Origin of the sequence: Prevotella sp. LCP21S3_D2, from assembly GCF_052118345.1 — a bacterium.
In the GTDB taxonomy this organism is placed as follows: Bacteria; Bacteroidota; Bacteroidia; order Bacteroidales; family Bacteroidaceae; genus Prevotella.
The window spans coordinates 466,616-481,024 of record NZ_JBQKHJ010000001.1; the positions used below are offsets into that span (position 1 = coordinate 466,616).

Annotated in this window: 10 protein-coding genes and 2 rRNA genes; 2 read left to right on the top strand and 10 right to left on the bottom strand. The window is 43.0% G+C overall.

From position 1 onward, the window contains the following. Positions 1 to 111 precede the first annotated feature (111 nt). The 6 genes from ACTQ16_RS01930 to ACTQ16_RS01955 all read right to left on the bottom strand — a co-directional run bounded on the left by ACTQ16_RS01930 (position 112) and on the right by ACTQ16_RS01955 (position 8,014). A complete protein-coding gene (locus tag ACTQ16_RS01930) occupies positions 112 to 1,860 on the bottom strand; it encodes a membrane dipeptidase (RefSeq protein ID WP_441935847.1) in 1,749 nt (582 codons plus the stop codon). Between the two features lie 23 nt (positions 1,861 to 1,883). Then, positions 1,884 to 2,351 carry an Lrp/AsnC family transcriptional regulator gene (locus ACTQ16_RS01935; RefSeq protein WP_153123959.1) on the bottom strand — a complete coding sequence of 156 codons (468 nt, stop codon included), beginning with the start codon at positions 2,349 to 2,351 and terminating at the stop codon, positions 1,884 to 1,886. Positions 2,352 to 2,540: 189 nt separating this feature from the next. Further along, on the bottom strand, positions 2,541 to 4,919 hold the full coding sequence (locus tag ACTQ16_RS01940) for a glycoside hydrolase family 3 C-terminal domain-containing protein (RefSeq protein WP_441935848.1): 2,379 nt from the start codon (positions 4,917 to 4,919) through the stop codon (positions 2,541 to 2,543). Between the two features lie 547 nt (positions 4,920 to 5,466). Then, the gene (locus ACTQ16_RS01945; RefSeq protein ID WP_441935850.1) at positions 5,467 to 6,444 is read right to left on the bottom strand and encodes an FKBP-type peptidyl-prolyl cis-trans isomerase; all 978 of its coding nucleotides are present in this window, start codon (positions 6,442 to 6,444) and stop codon (positions 5,467 to 5,469) included. Positions 6,445 to 6,498: 54 nt separating this feature from the next. Beyond that, complete coding sequence (locus ACTQ16_RS01950) at positions 6,499 to 7,374, bottom strand: FKBP-type peptidyl-prolyl cis-trans isomerase (protein ID WP_153123953.1); 876 nt, start codon at positions 7,372 to 7,374, stop codon at positions 6,499 to 6,501. A 37-nt stretch (positions 7,375 to 7,411) separates the two neighbouring features. Continuing rightward, positions 7,412 to 8,014, bottom strand: a complete 603-nt coding sequence (locus tag ACTQ16_RS01955; protein ID WP_153123951.1) for an FKBP-type peptidyl-prolyl cis-trans isomerase — start codon at positions 8,012 to 8,014, stop codon at positions 7,412 to 7,414. A 142-nt stretch (positions 8,015 to 8,156) separates the two neighbouring features. Between ACTQ16_RS01955 and ACTQ16_RS01960 the strand changes: the two genes are divergently transcribed. After that, positions 8,157 to 8,855, top strand: coding sequence for an NAD-dependent deacylase (locus ACTQ16_RS01960; protein WP_294969421.1), 699 nt, complete (start codon positions 8,157 to 8,159; stop codon positions 8,853 to 8,855). 107 nt (positions 8,856 to 8,962) lie between these two features. Here the strand turns inward: ACTQ16_RS01960 and ACTQ16_RS01965 are convergent, their stop codons facing one another. Continuing rightward, entirely contained in the window at positions 8,963 to 10,678 is a 1,716-nt protein-coding gene (locus ACTQ16_RS01965; protein WP_295346042.1) for a Na/Pi cotransporter family protein, read from the bottom strand. 342 nt (positions 10,679 to 11,020) lie between these two features. Between ACTQ16_RS01965 and rnr the strand changes: the two genes are divergently transcribed. After that, positions 11,021 to 13,321: a ribonuclease R gene (gene rnr / locus ACTQ16_RS01970; RefSeq protein WP_294969427.1), complete on the top strand. Its 2,301-nt coding sequence runs from the start codon at positions 11,021 to 11,023 to the stop codon at positions 13,319 to 13,321. Between the two features lie 66 nt (positions 13,322 to 13,387). On the opposite strand, the gene ACTQ16_RS01975 is transcribed toward rnr, so the two are convergent. From ACTQ16_RS01975 to ACTQ16_RS01985, 3 genes are all read right to left on the bottom strand, one after another. Continuing rightward, the gene (locus tag ACTQ16_RS01975) at positions 13,388 to 13,957 is read right to left on the bottom strand and encodes a hypothetical protein (RefSeq protein WP_441935852.1); all 570 of its coding nucleotides are present in this window, start codon (positions 13,955 to 13,957) and stop codon (positions 13,388 to 13,390) included. A gap of 123 nt (positions 13,958 to 14,080) precedes the next feature. Then, positions 14,081 to 14,193: ribosomal RNA gene (gene rrf / locus ACTQ16_RS01980) — 5S ribosomal RNA — on the bottom strand. A gap of 105 nt (positions 14,194 to 14,298) precedes the next feature. Beyond that, positions 14,299 to 14,409: ribosomal RNA gene (locus tag ACTQ16_RS01985) — 23S ribosomal RNA — on the bottom strand; the annotation flags it as partial.

The following is a 14,409-nucleotide window of genomic DNA, read 5'->3' on the forward strand; positions in this document are numbered from 1 at the left end:
ACTTTGAACTTTCAGATTTGAACTTTGAACTTTATGATTATCTTATAACTGTCGAATTGGCTTTCCCTTTGGCCGCCTAACGTTGTTTCGTCGTTCTTCACTCTTCATTCTTCACTTTCCAAAGTTCTGCACCTGCGTCATCACTCTGAGCCAGTTGCCTCCCCATATCTTTGCGATATCCTGCTCGCTATACTTGCGGCGCAGCAGCTGGAGGGTGAAGTTGATGAGTTCAGAAGAATCGGCAAGTCCGCGGATGCCTCCATCTCCATCAAAATCGGTACCGAGACCTACATGGTCGATGCCCATCACCTCGATGGCATGCTCCAGATGGGCAATGGCATCCATGATGTCTGCCTCGCCCTCTTTGCGCAGGAATCCATGATAGAGCGTAGTATGAGCCACACCACCACGGGCTGCCAAGGCACGCATCTGATCGTCGGTCAGGTTGCGAGGCACATCGCAGAGGGAACGGCTGCTGCTATGGCTACACACGATAGGAGTCTGACTGATTTCCAGTGCATCATAGAAACTCTTTTCGCCTGCATGACTCAAATCTACCATAATGCCAAGTCGGTTCATCTCCTGAATCACCTTCTCGCCAAAACTGCTCACACCATTATGGGTATTACAGCCACGGGCACTATCACAGATATCGTTATCGCCATTGTGACAAAGGGTAATATACACAATACCACGCTGTGCAAAGTGCTTTACATTGCTCAGGTCATGCTCCAAAGCCAAACCGTTTTCTATACCCAGCATGATGCTCTTTCTGCCTTTGCGCTTATCGCTATACAGGTCGGCAGGTATACGGGCTATACTGAGGTAAGCCCTATTCTTGCTGACGATTTCCTCTATCTTATCGAAGATGAGATCGGCATACTGAGCAGGTCCCTGCACATCAAAAGCCACCTTGCTGCTGAAGCTTTCACCTATCTGAGGCTGAGGCAAATAAGCCACCATGGTAGTAGCATCCTGGCGTCCATCGGTCATCTTATGCAAATCTACGAGAATGCGGGAATCACGATGATCGAACTTGATGCCTTGCGGGAAGAACATCGGTGTATCACAATGCGTATCAAGGGTAAGGATGCGCTTATGCAACTCCTTGGCAGCATAGAAATTATTAGCCTGGTTCACAAGCCAATGGAAAATCTTTCCTCCTTCCTCTCCAAGCCATTCCGGATGCCATTGTACGCCAAGTATCTGCTTATACTCGTTGCTTTCTATCGCCTCTATGATTCCATCAGTAGACTTGGCTATGATGCGCATGTGCTTGCCAGGCTCACTTACAGCCTGATGATGGAAAGAATTAACAAGAATCTTTTCTGCCCCATATATATTATATAAGGTGGAATCTTTCTTGATTTCTACACTATGGGTAGGTTCTGAACGATCAGCATCCTGACTGTGCTTCACCATCTGCTTGATGTCCTGATACACCTTGCCACCCAAGGCTATTGCCAATGTCTGGATGCCACGGCAGATGCCCAACATCGGAATCTGGCGATTGAAAGCCAGACGAACCAGCATCAGCTCGGCCGCATCACGCTCCTGATTGATGTTATGAAGACGAGGCGAAGGTTCTTCGCCCATCCACAGAGGATTATGATCTCCCCCACCCGTCAATATCAAACCATCGAGATGCTCCAGGGTATTGACGATGACTGTACTATCGGCAACGGGAGGAATAATGACAGGCGTACCACCTGCCGCTATTACCTGCTTATAATAACGATCACGAAGCGTTGCATCAATGTTTTCGTAATTGGCTGTGATGCCTATTACGGGTTGATGCTTCGCTTCGGGAAAAGAAGAGTACGCACCCTTGAGATGCGACTCCAAGTCAAATGTTTCCATTTGTTTATTCTTTTTCAAAAATATTATTCATCCTCCAAGAGAACAGGAATCTCACGCTTGATACTCTGCTCAAGCGAGATGAGTGTTTCGGTAGAAACCACACCAGGAATTGCCTGCAACTTGTTGTTGAGCAAATCCATGAGCTGCTCATTGTCACGAGCATACAACTTGATGAGCATCGTATAAGAACCGGTAGTAAAGTGGCACTCTACAATCTCTGGGATATTCTGGAGTCGCTCTACTACCTTCTTGTACATATTACCACGCTCCAAGTTGAGTCCTACATAAGTGCATGTAGAATAACCTAAACTCTTAGGGTTTACATCGAAACCGCTACCTGTGATGAAACCATCCTCCATCAAGTGCTGAACACGCTGATGGATGGCTGCACGAGACACGCCGCACTCAGCAGCTACGTCTTTGAAAGGAATACGGGCATTCTTAGAAAGGATGCCGAGTATCTTTCTGTCAAGATTGTCAATCTTTTCCATTTTTGTCTATTTTATATGTTGCTATTTTTAGGTACTCTTCTATACCAGATAGCAAAATTAATAAAAACTATTGAAAGAAACAACAAAATGCACGAACATTTTGCAATATCCGTGCATTTTGTTGTTTTTTATACTGTTTTTAACCAAAAACCTTGGCATTTTGCTACTTTTAGTAGAAAAATCATACGCTTATCTGATAACCTCGGAGAAGTAATGATCACGCAAAGGTTTCACCACTTTATCACCCGTCAAAACTATCTGCTGCTTAAGACGGATGTCTTGAGAAGAGGCTCCAATCTTCAGTTCATACGTTCCAGGAGCAATGTTCCATTGACGATTGCCTTGATGAGAATAATAACCGAACTGATCAGTATAGAACTTGATGCATACTCTCTTGGTTTCGCCAGGATTGAGAGAGATGCGGGCAAAGCCCTGCAACTGGATAGGATGAATATGCTGGTTGCTCTGAGTTGGCGACAGATATACCTGCGCTATCTCATCGGCACGAACCTTACCCGTATTGGTAACCTCAAAGTAGATATTGCTCGACTCTGAAGCCGTAGAGAGCTCCTTAACTGCCAGCAAGTTCTTATAGGCAAAGGTTGTATAGCTCAATCCATAACCGAAAGGCCACTCTACACGGGCATCCTGCCGGGTGGAATAATTATAGCAGATAGGCTCATAAACCTCAGTATTAGGATAGCTGACACTCAGCTTGGCAGATGGTGAAATCTTGCCATAAAGAATGTCAGCCACAGCTGTACCACCCTCTTCACCTGGATACCAGGCCTGGATGACTGCTGCACAACGCTTAGCTATCTTGGAGATAACCTGCGCACGACCGCCGAAGACTACCAGGACTACAGGTTTGCCCGTAGCCAAGAGTTCCTCAACATATTCCTCTTGCTTACCAGGAAGCTTGAGACCATCTCGCTCACGATTCTCACCACAGAGCATCACATTCTCACCTACAGCAGCAACGATAACATCGCTTTCCTTTGCCATCGCCAAAGCTTCTGCCTTGTCTGCCTTCTCGCCAGAATCAACCTTGCGATGCAGGAGCTGATACTCCCAAGCACGCTTATCGCCAGACTCTTCAAATTTGGTCTCTATCTCCTCAGTCCAGTCACAACCACGAGAATACTTAATATTAATCCCCTCAGGTTTACCAGCCTGCATTGCCTCTAGCAATTTAACGATATGTGGCAAGTGGCTATCATCCCACTTTTTCTTCCAACTCTGCCAGAAATAGAACATTGAAGGGAAAGAGTAGTCGCCACACATCGCCCAGATAGAATTGGCATTAGGACCTGTGAGCAAGATATTCTTAACCCGCTTGGTGCTGTGAACATCGGCCTCCTTCACAAGAGGCAAAACACCATTATTCTCTAATAAGACGATAGACTGGCTGGCAATATCGTAAGCCGTCTGCCGTTCTTCCTTTGTATCAAGTTTTACATCCTCCGTACTATACAGATATGGATTCTTATCCATCAGTCCTGCACGAATCTTGTAACGCAGAACATCCTTTACAGCACGCTCAAAGACTTCTTTCTTAACAAGTCCCTTATCCAAGGCTTCCTGTAAATACTGATAGTTTTCGCCTCTAGGAAAATCAACATCATTGCCACCCTTGATAGCAGCTACAGCTTTCTGAAGAGGAGTATCAAGTCCCGGCAACTGATCAATGGCAGTATAATCGCTCACCACCATTCCATCGAATCCGAGATAATCTCGCAAAATATCGTTGAGAATCTCACTATTTGCCACGCACTTGGTACCATGAACAGCATGATAACCCGGCATCAAAGCCTTGCAACCTGCCAGACGAATCATCGTCTCATGAGGCAAAAGGATATCTTCCATCATCTCCTTCTCATCAGCATCACCGCCACCACCATATCCCAGATAGTGTTTAGAGCAAGCTCCCACTCCCTTCTTGAGATCGCCCTGCTGAAGACCCTTGACAAAAGCTGTACCCATAACGGCAGAAAGATAGCCATCCTCACCGTATGATTCTTCCAAACGATTAAAACTTGGAGTACGGCAGACGTCTACCATAGGAGAAAGCGACAATACGCCACCCATCTTGCGAAGAGCGGTACCTGTCTGCAAAGTCTTGAGCTCAGCCAACTCTGGATTGAATGAGCAAGCCTGACCTATCTGCTGTGGATAGACAGTTGCATCTTGCGTATTGATACCCGAAAGAACTTCCTCGTGAAAAAGAGCCGGGATTCCGTTAGGGGTATGATGCATCAACCAATCTTGTACTACAGCCACACGCTTTCGCAAGAAATTGGCATCAACCAATTCCTGACTGGCATACTGTGAAAAATGCCCAATACCATAAGGAATGAGCTGCTTGCATTTGACGGTATCCAAATTGCCTTCCGCATCAAAAAGCTCATCCATATACCCACTCCTCAACTGAGCAATACGCTCTGGCTGTGACATTCTGCTGTAGAGTTCATCTACCCGTTGGTTCACTTGCTGCTCCGTATTGCTTATATTACCGCAACTAGCCATCAGCATGGTTGCACATACGGTTGTTGTAATTTGTTTCATCATTATCTTTCAGGTTAAAAATATGATTATTGAAGTTGTTTATTACCAGGTGCAAAGATAATACAAATAAGAGAACCAGCAGATTCGCTTTTCCCATTTTTTATGCAAAAGCAACAAACACAAACGTAAAAGAAACAAAGAGGGAGGCATAAGTCCATATGACGCACCTTTTTTACTCCAGCGGAACCATTGATTAGAAAATATTTCTACTTTCGATATCAGTTGGAGCCTTTGATTGCAATCAACAGCCACTTTTAAGAGCCGTTGGGACTGATGATTGGAATCAACAGTCACTTTTAAAATCATTGGAGCCATTGTTTGCAATCAACACCTGTTTTCAAGAGCCGTTGGGACTGATGATTGCAATCAACAGTCACTTTTAACATCATTGAAGCCATTGATTGCAATCAAAGGCTACTTTTAAAAGCCGTGGATGTTCTGATTCCAGTTTCCATGCCCGCAAAATGTAAAATAGGGATGTAATTAAAAAGAGAGAGGGTATGTCATAAACCAATGACATACCCTTCTCACCTTATTATATATGTAGCAATTACTTTCTCTTCTTTGAATGCGCAGCTTTCTTGGCAGCAGGTTTAACTACCTTCTTGTCGGCACTCTTTACTGCACCCACTGATACATCATCCTTCAATTCACCAGCAGGCTCAGAAGTTACTTCTGGCTTAACGATACTAACGAGTTCTAGATCGAATACCAAAGTTGAGTATGGTGGAATCTGACCTGCCTGACGCTCACCGTATGCCAACTCATAAGGGATATAAAGCTGCCACTTGCTACCTACAGGCATTGTAGTGAGAGCTTCTGTCCAACCCTTAATCAAGTTACCGGCACGGAACTTATCAGTCTTGGAACCACCATGCTTAGAAGTTGCATCAAAGACCGTTCCATCGATAAGACGGCCCTCGTAGATAACCTCAACCTCATCAGTAGCCTTAGGAACTTCTCCCTGACCAGCCTTGATTACTTTGTACTGCAATCCACTAGGCAAGACCTTCACTCCCGGTTTCTTGGCATTCTCTGCAAGGAATTTCTCGCCTGCACCAGCCAAAGCTTCCTTCTTGTACTCACCAGCTTTCTTCTCACTAAAGATAGTTGTATCATTGGCAATAGCAGCAACAAAACCACGGCTGAACATGGCTGCATCAATAGAATCCTTAGTGCTCTTCAACTCCTCACGAGTTCCAGGAAGGATGCGCTGAGATACCATCTGAGCAATCTGCATACCGACGATGTATGCTGTGCCCTGAGGAGTATTTGCCTTATCTATTGCTTCCTCATAACCACGGATAAAATCTGCCATATAAGCAGTATCCACCTTATAACTCTGCTGAATGAATGGTATCAAACCACGTGTAGCATGAACACCGGCAGCATAACTCAAAGAGTCGCTTGCTGTAGATAAAACCACTGGGGTAACCTTCTTACGTCCCTTCTTCTTGTCTGCAGCATGAACTGTAAACAAAGAAGCACTCGCCACGAGGACGAGTGCTGTCAATAATATTTTCTTCATATTCTTAAAAGTCCTCTTCCTTAAAATAAAGCTTGAGTTCTCTTACAATATTAATTACTTACCACCTACTGAAATCAACTCAATCTTGAAGATCAAAACAGAGAATGGCTTGATCTGACCCTGCTCGCGCTCACCGTAAGCCAACTCCTGAGGGATATAAACTTCCCAAACAGAACCTGCTGGCATATGAACCAAAGCCTCAGTCCAACCCTTGATAACCTGGTTAGCACGGAGATCTACAGCCTCACCACGCTTGAAAGAAGAATCAAATACCTTACCATCGATAGTCTTTCCCTCGTAGTTTACCTTTACCATAGAAGTATCCTTTGGCATAGGACCATTACCCTCCTTGATAACCTTATACTGAACACCTGAAGGAAGTGTTACAACACCTGGCTTCTTCTTGTTAGCTGCGAGGAACTTCTCACCAGCCACCTTATTTGGACCATATTCCTTCTCCATGTTCTTAGCCTTGATAGCCATCATCTTGGTCTGTGCAAGCTTAGCAGCCTCGTCGATTGTCATCAAGCCCTTCTTGCCAGTAGTACCTGAGATGAAACCAGCCATGAAGTTCTTCAAAGAGATAGTCTTGGTAGAATCCTCACCGAATACCTCATGATTGATACCCTTAACCATCTGGTTAGAAATCTGCTGACCAATCTGAATACCTGCATAGTAAGCAGCCTTCTTCTTGTCATCACCAGCATTAGCACCATCGTTAAGACCCTTGATGAAATCATCCATATAAGCGGTATCAACGCCCATACGCTCTACCATAAACTCTTTCAGACCCTGAGTCTGAGACATACCCATGGCATAACTCATTGTATCTACATCAGTCTTGAGATCTGCCTTAGGAGTTGAATTGCCACAACCTACAAATGTAGCTGCAGCACAAGCCACGAGGGCTCCGAAAAATAACTTTTTCATTTTTTACTTTTATGTTTTTATTCTATGTTCTCTGATATTACTTTACTGCAACAAGCTCTACATCAAAAATCAATGCTGAGAATGGAGGGATAGATGCACCAGCACCACGCTCACCGTAACCCAACTGATAAGGAATGAAGAAACGATACTTAGCGCCCTCGGTCATCAACTGAAGACCCTCGGTCCAACCAGCAATAACCTGATTCAATGGGAATGTTGCAGTCTGACCACGGTCGTAAGAGCTATCAAACTTTGTACCATCAATGAGTGTACCCTCGTAGTGGCACTCTACCTGATCGGTAGCCTTAGGAGCCTTACCATTTCCCTCACGCAAAACCTGATACTGCAAACCACTCTTAGTAGTGATGATACCTTCCTTCTTGCCATTCTCAGCGAGGAACTTCTCACCAGCTTCCTTAGCAACCTTGCCCTTCTCTGCAGCAGCAGCCTGAGCCTTAGCTTCCTGCTCTGCGAAGAAATTCTGTACCAACTCCTGAGCCTCCTGCTCACCGAGCTGAAGTTTGCCAGCAATGGCATCCTTAACTGCCTGTGCAAAATCGTCGATATTCAAACTCTCTGCACCCATTGACGCCAACTGGCGACCGATGCCAATGCCTAAAGCATAACTTACTTTATCCATAATTTATCTAAAACTTTGTATTAATATTCTTTATTTTGTACTTATTGTCCTTAAAACGAGTGCAAAGATAACATTTTTCTCGCTGAAAACGATGCTATTTGAAGAAAAATTACTAAATTTGTGCATTCTTAATAGTAAGATTATGAAGAAACTCGTATTTTTAACCGGTGCAGGCATGTCTGTGGAGAGTGGTTTCAAAACTTTTCGCGGCAATGATGGCCTATGGGAAAACTATCCTGTAGAACAGATAGCGACCCATGAGGGATGGGAAGCTGACCCTACCCTAGTGACTAACTTTTATAACATGTTGCGCCATAAGCTCTATGCCGCTCAACCAAACAAGGGTCATAAGCTTATCAAAGAACTGGAGAAGAACTTTGAGGTAACTGTTATTACACAAAACGTAGATAATCTACATGAGAAGGCTGGTTCTTCGAATGTCATCCATCTACATGGCGAACTTTCTAAGGTTTGCTCTTCTCGCGATCCATACGATTATCGCTACATCAAGGAATTACCTGAGGATGACTGCGAGGTAAAACCGGGAACCGAAGCTGGAGATGGAAGCCTGTTGCGCCCATTTATCGTTTTCTTCGGCGAAAGCGTTCCTATGATTGAGCCGGCAGCCGAAGCTGTACAGCAAGCCGATATCTTCGTCATTATCGGAACCTCACTCAACGTTTATCCTGCTGCAGGTCTGATTTCATATACCAAGCCTCACATTCCTATCTATCTGATAGACCCGGGTGCTGTAAACACCAATGGATATTACAAGATAGAGCACATCATGAAAGGGGCTTCAGATGGTATGAAGGAACTGAAGGAAATATTGGAAAAATAAAAACATTCAGAATATATAAACAACAAAAGCAAACAGGGAAGCATCCATTGATACTTCCCCGTTTGCTTTTATTACTTTTATTTTCTTTCTATCAATAACATTCTGCATTACACAGCCTCAGATGTTCTGACTCCCATGCGAGCCTCGGCGACATTAACCACATAATCACCCAGTTTTTCGCATTCCTGAATGATATCCATATACAATGTACCTACACCATAGGTATAAAGATGGTTATCCACATCATCCAGGTTCTGGTTTCTCAACTGAGTACGATAATTATTAATCTCAGTCTCGATATTGTACGTATGGTTGAGATTGATAGAATGGCGTTCATGAGCAAACATATAGTTCATCTGAGTCAGCGCCTCATCTACCAACTTAAACATCTGATGAATGTTTTCACTCTGCTTGGCAGTAAACTCCTCCTTGTTTTCACCCTTGCGCTTAATGGTGCGGGCAAGATTGAAGCAACTGTCACCAATACTCTCGATTTCAGAAATCTCACGCAACATCGCACGGATCTTCGCCTTGGTATCATCACTCAGATGAGCATCGCTCACCTGATCAAGATACTTGGCAATCTCTATCTCCATATTATCAGAAATACCCTCATACTTCTCGATATGCTCATAGAGTTTGTCGAAAGTCTTGGAATCCTGAGTATCCAGCAACTCTCTCACCATACTAAACATACGATGGATACGCTCGCCGAAACTGCCGATTTCCTGCTGTGCCTCGAAGACAGAAAGTTCTGGGGTCTTCATGATGCCAGCCTGGATAAAGCGCAAACGGAAATCTTCATCCTCCTTATCTGCCTTAGGCTTGATAAGTTTGCAGACAACTTTTTCCAACTGTGGGATAAACCAAATCAGAACGCCCGTGTTGCAAACATTGAAACAGGTATGGAACATCGCCAAAACAATTGGCAACAACTTTGCCTTCTGTGCCGCAGACATACCACCATCAGGATCATACCCCACGATAGAGCAAACGAAATCTACAAATGGATAGAACAGGCAGAGAACCCAGATTACACCAAAGACATTGAATACCAGATGGGCCAAGGCTGCACGACGAGCCTGGGCATTGGCACCCAAAGCGGCAAGATTGGCTGTAGCGGTAGTTCCGATATTCTCACCCATCACCAAGGCAATACCCAGATAGATAGGGAGTACACCCGTAGAACAGAGTAAGATGGTGATGGCCATCACAGCTGCCGAACTCTGTACGATACAGGTTATAAGTGTACCAATCAGGAGGAAGACTACAATCGTAAAATGACTCTTCGTATCAAAAGATCCAAAGAAATCGATAACCGCCGGATTATGTTCCAGATCGAGAGCCTTACCCGCACTACTCAACAGAACGAGCGAGAAGAAGAGGAAGGCGATACCAAAAAGGAAATCTCCGAAATAACGGCGCTTCTTACTATAAATCAGCATAATGCCGAGGAAGAACGCAGGGAATACGACAATCGTTAAATCTACATTATAACCCAGCGACATAATCCAAGCCGTAAACGTGGTACCAATGTTGGCACCCATAATAACGGAAATTGCTTGGGCTAAGGTCAGCAAACCTGCATTTACAAAAGAAACCGTCATAACGGTAGTTGCAGAGGAACTCTGAACGGCACAGGTAATAAAGGTACCTGTAAGCATTCCCGTAAATCGGTTGGTTGTCATAGCACCCAAAATGTGGCGCAACTGAGATCCTGCCATCTTCTGCAAGGCCTCACTCATCACCTTCATACCATAGATGAGCAAAGCTAAAGAACCGAGAATCTGAAAAAAAATCACAAGATATTGACTTGTATCCATAATAATTTGTATTTGTGGAAATATTTGTTACGTTTCAGTTGCAAATATAATAAGAAATCTTCTTATTACGAAATATCTATATCGGATATTTCAAATTGTAACAACATTGTAACATCAGAGGCTTTCCAAAGCCTCTAAAACAGGAATGAAGCATTTCCGATGAGTAGAAAAAGCATATTCCTTTCTTCTACTCTTAAAAAGGGAAAAAAGACGGAATCTGTGCCCATTTTTGTTACATATTTGATAAAAAACGAAAAAAGATGCCAAGAAACTTTGTATTCTCCATTTTTTTTTGTTTCTTTGCCTTATAAAACTATTAACAGTCATATAACAGTCGAAATTATGGGAAAAGGTAAAAAAGGTGGCAAGAGAATGAATAAGGCGCAACTCACTGAGATGCTCCAGGAATTCTTTGCCCAAAGGCCAGGCGAAACGCTCAGCTTTAAAGAAATATTCCGTTCCCTCCATCTTACCACGCATCCACTCAAGATGCTGGCTATTGACGTCATGGAGGAAATGGCATGGGATGACTACCTAGCTAAGGTAAGTGATAATTCTTATCGCTTGAATCAAAGTATTCAGGTGATGGAAGGTAAATTCATTCGAAAAGCAAACGGCAAGAACTCGGTTATTCCTGATAACACTGAAAAACCTATATTCGTTTCTGAACGAAACTCTATGGGTGCACTAAACGGAGACCGTGTAGAGTTCACTTTTTTAGCTCGTCGAAAGAATCATATCAAAGAAGCCCAAGTTAATAAGATCCTAGAACGTGCCAAGGATACTTTCGTTGGTAGATTAAAGGTAGATAAAGACTTGGCTTATCTCGTAACACCTAGTGATGTTTTTGCTCACAATATCATCATACCTAGACGAAAGGTAAAGGGAGGAAAAACAGATGATAAGGCTGTAGTGCGTATCATCGAATGGCCTGATGGAGAAAACAAAAGCCCTATCGGTGAAGTTGTTGACATCCTCGGACAGATGGGTGACAATGATGTTGAAATGAACTCTATCCTCGCACAATATGGATTGCCTTATAAATATCCGAAGAACGTAGAGGATGCTGCAAACAAGATTTCGGGCGAAATCACAGAAAAGGACTACAAGGAACGCGAGGACTTCCGAAAGGTTTTCACATGTACTATCGACCCTAAGGATGCTAAAGATTTCGATGATGCCTTGAGTATACAGAAATTAGAAAATGGCAACTGGCAAGTAGGCGTGCACATTGCAGATGTTTCTCACTATGTCACTGAAGGCAGTATCATAGATAAGGAAGCTGTAAAACGTGCAACATCGGTTTATCTCGTAGACCGCACAATACCAATGCTTCCAGAACGTTTATGCAACTTCATCTGTTCACTCCGTCCAAATGAAGAAAAACTAGCTTACAGCGTTATCTTTGAAATGGATGAGAATGCCAACGTGAAGAACTATCGCATCGTTCATACTGTCATTGAAAGCAATCGTAGATATAAATACGAAGAAGTACAAGAGCTTCTGGAAGCAAACGGCGTAATAGATGGTACAGGTGAGCCTGCTCCTGCAGAGACTAAAGAACACCCATATCAGGGTGAAAACGCTCTTCAACTCATTACACTAGACAAATTAGCAAAGAAATTGCGCGCTGCTCGATTCAAGAATGGTGCTGTAAAATTCGATCGTGAAGAATTGCATTTTGATATAGATGAGAAGGGAAAGCCTATACGATGCTATTACAAACGCTCTAAAGACGCCAATAAACTTGTCGAGGAGTTCATGCTACTCGCTAACAGAACTGTCGCAGAAAGCATCGGAAAGGTCAAGAAAGGCAAAAAGCCAAAAACGCTTCCTTATCGTATTCACGACAATCCTGACCCACAGAAATTGGAAACCCTTCGAGAGTTCGTTGTTAAGTTTGGGTATAAAATAAAGACAGAAGGCACCAAGGGGGCTACTGCCAAGAGTCTCAATAAACTGATGGCAGATTGTGATGGAAAACCTGAAAGCAACCTCATCCAAATGGTAGCACTACGTGCCATGATGAAGGCAAAATACTCTGTACATAACATTGGTCACTTCGGTCTTGCATTTGAATACTATACTCATTTCACTTCACCAATACGCCGCTATCCTGACACGATGGTACATCGCTTGCTAACCAAATATGCTGCTGGTGGTAGAAGTGCCAACGAAAAACATTATGAAGAGCTTTGTGAACATAGCTCTGAGATGGAACAAATAGCACAGAATGCTGAGCGTGACTCTATCAAATATAAAATGGTAGAATTCATGGGTGACAAACTCGGTGAAGAATTCGATGCCCACATCAGTGGTATCACATCCTACGGCATCTATGCGACGATAGACGAGAACCATTGCGAAGGCATGGTTCCTATGCGAGACATTGCTGATGACTATTACGATTTTGACGAAAAGAATTTTTGCTTGATAGGCCGTCGTCATCACAATAAATATTCTTTAGGTGATGCCATCCGTATCAAGGTTGCGCAAGCAAACTTAGAGAAGAAGCAGCTTGATTTCACTCTCGCTGGTGATTTTGCACCAATACGAAAAGAAAAGATAGCTACTGGTGATGCAAATAAAAAGGATAGAAAGAATTCAAAGCAAAAGACTCGTAATCATCGCAAACGTAAATAAGTAGATATATAAGATTTTTAAGAAAGAAAGGGTTGTCTATCCATGCGATAAGGCAACCCTTTTATTTTAAAAATTAACTTGATAATGTTGCTTGTATTTTGATTTATCAAAAAAGACGATTCCGGCATAATACAGATTGTAGGTAATTCCAGTATATTCGGAATATTGCAATCGATGCCAAAACTGCTTGTTTTTTCCATGATTTAAGCCCAAAACTACTAATAATGTTCTATCATTGCAAAAAGGCAATATAGAAGAATACAGCTCATCCTTATCTATATGATCTAAATCGATAACGACCAAATTCTTTGTGGAAGAATCATATAAGTCATACAAAGTACAAAGTACAGTTTTATAGCATCCTGCGTTAATGTAAGGAAAATAAAGAGATTCAATACTATAACACTTTTCGGGCTGCCAGTAATTAGATAAGCGAAAAAGAAGTCTGCCTAGCTTATGTTGCAATCTGCCAGGCATCTCATAACGTTCTTCCAATTCAGAATATGCATAATAAGGATAATGCTCATTTATAACATATCGAATAAAGCTATAGGCAGAAGGTGACTGAACACCAAAACCGCGGCTATATTTACAGCGACACAACCATCTCCACCAAGTGCTTAAATAATAAAACATAATTATTTTTTTTTGCAAAGATACAAAATACAATTAGATTATAGAACAATAGAACTCAAAATATACAATAGATAATAAAAGAAAAGCCTCAGAAATCTTTCGAAATCTGAGGCTCTTGATAAAAGAAGGCGGCTACCTACTCTCCCGCATTGCATTGCAGTACCATCGGCGCAAGTGAGCTTAACTTCTCTGTTCGGAATGGGAAGAGGTGGGACCTCACCGCAATAACCACCTGATAATGGGGTATGACGTATTTGCACACAAGCAAACTGTTTATCAAGTAAAGAACCACCGTCCCTCTCGATTCAATCGAGAGTCAACAGCTGAAACTATGAACTTTCCTAAAGAAAGTGTTCGGGCAATTAGTAATGCTCGGCTTTGACATCGCTGTCTTTACACCTGCATCCTATCAACGTCATCGTCTCTGACGACCCTCAATGGAGTTCTCATCT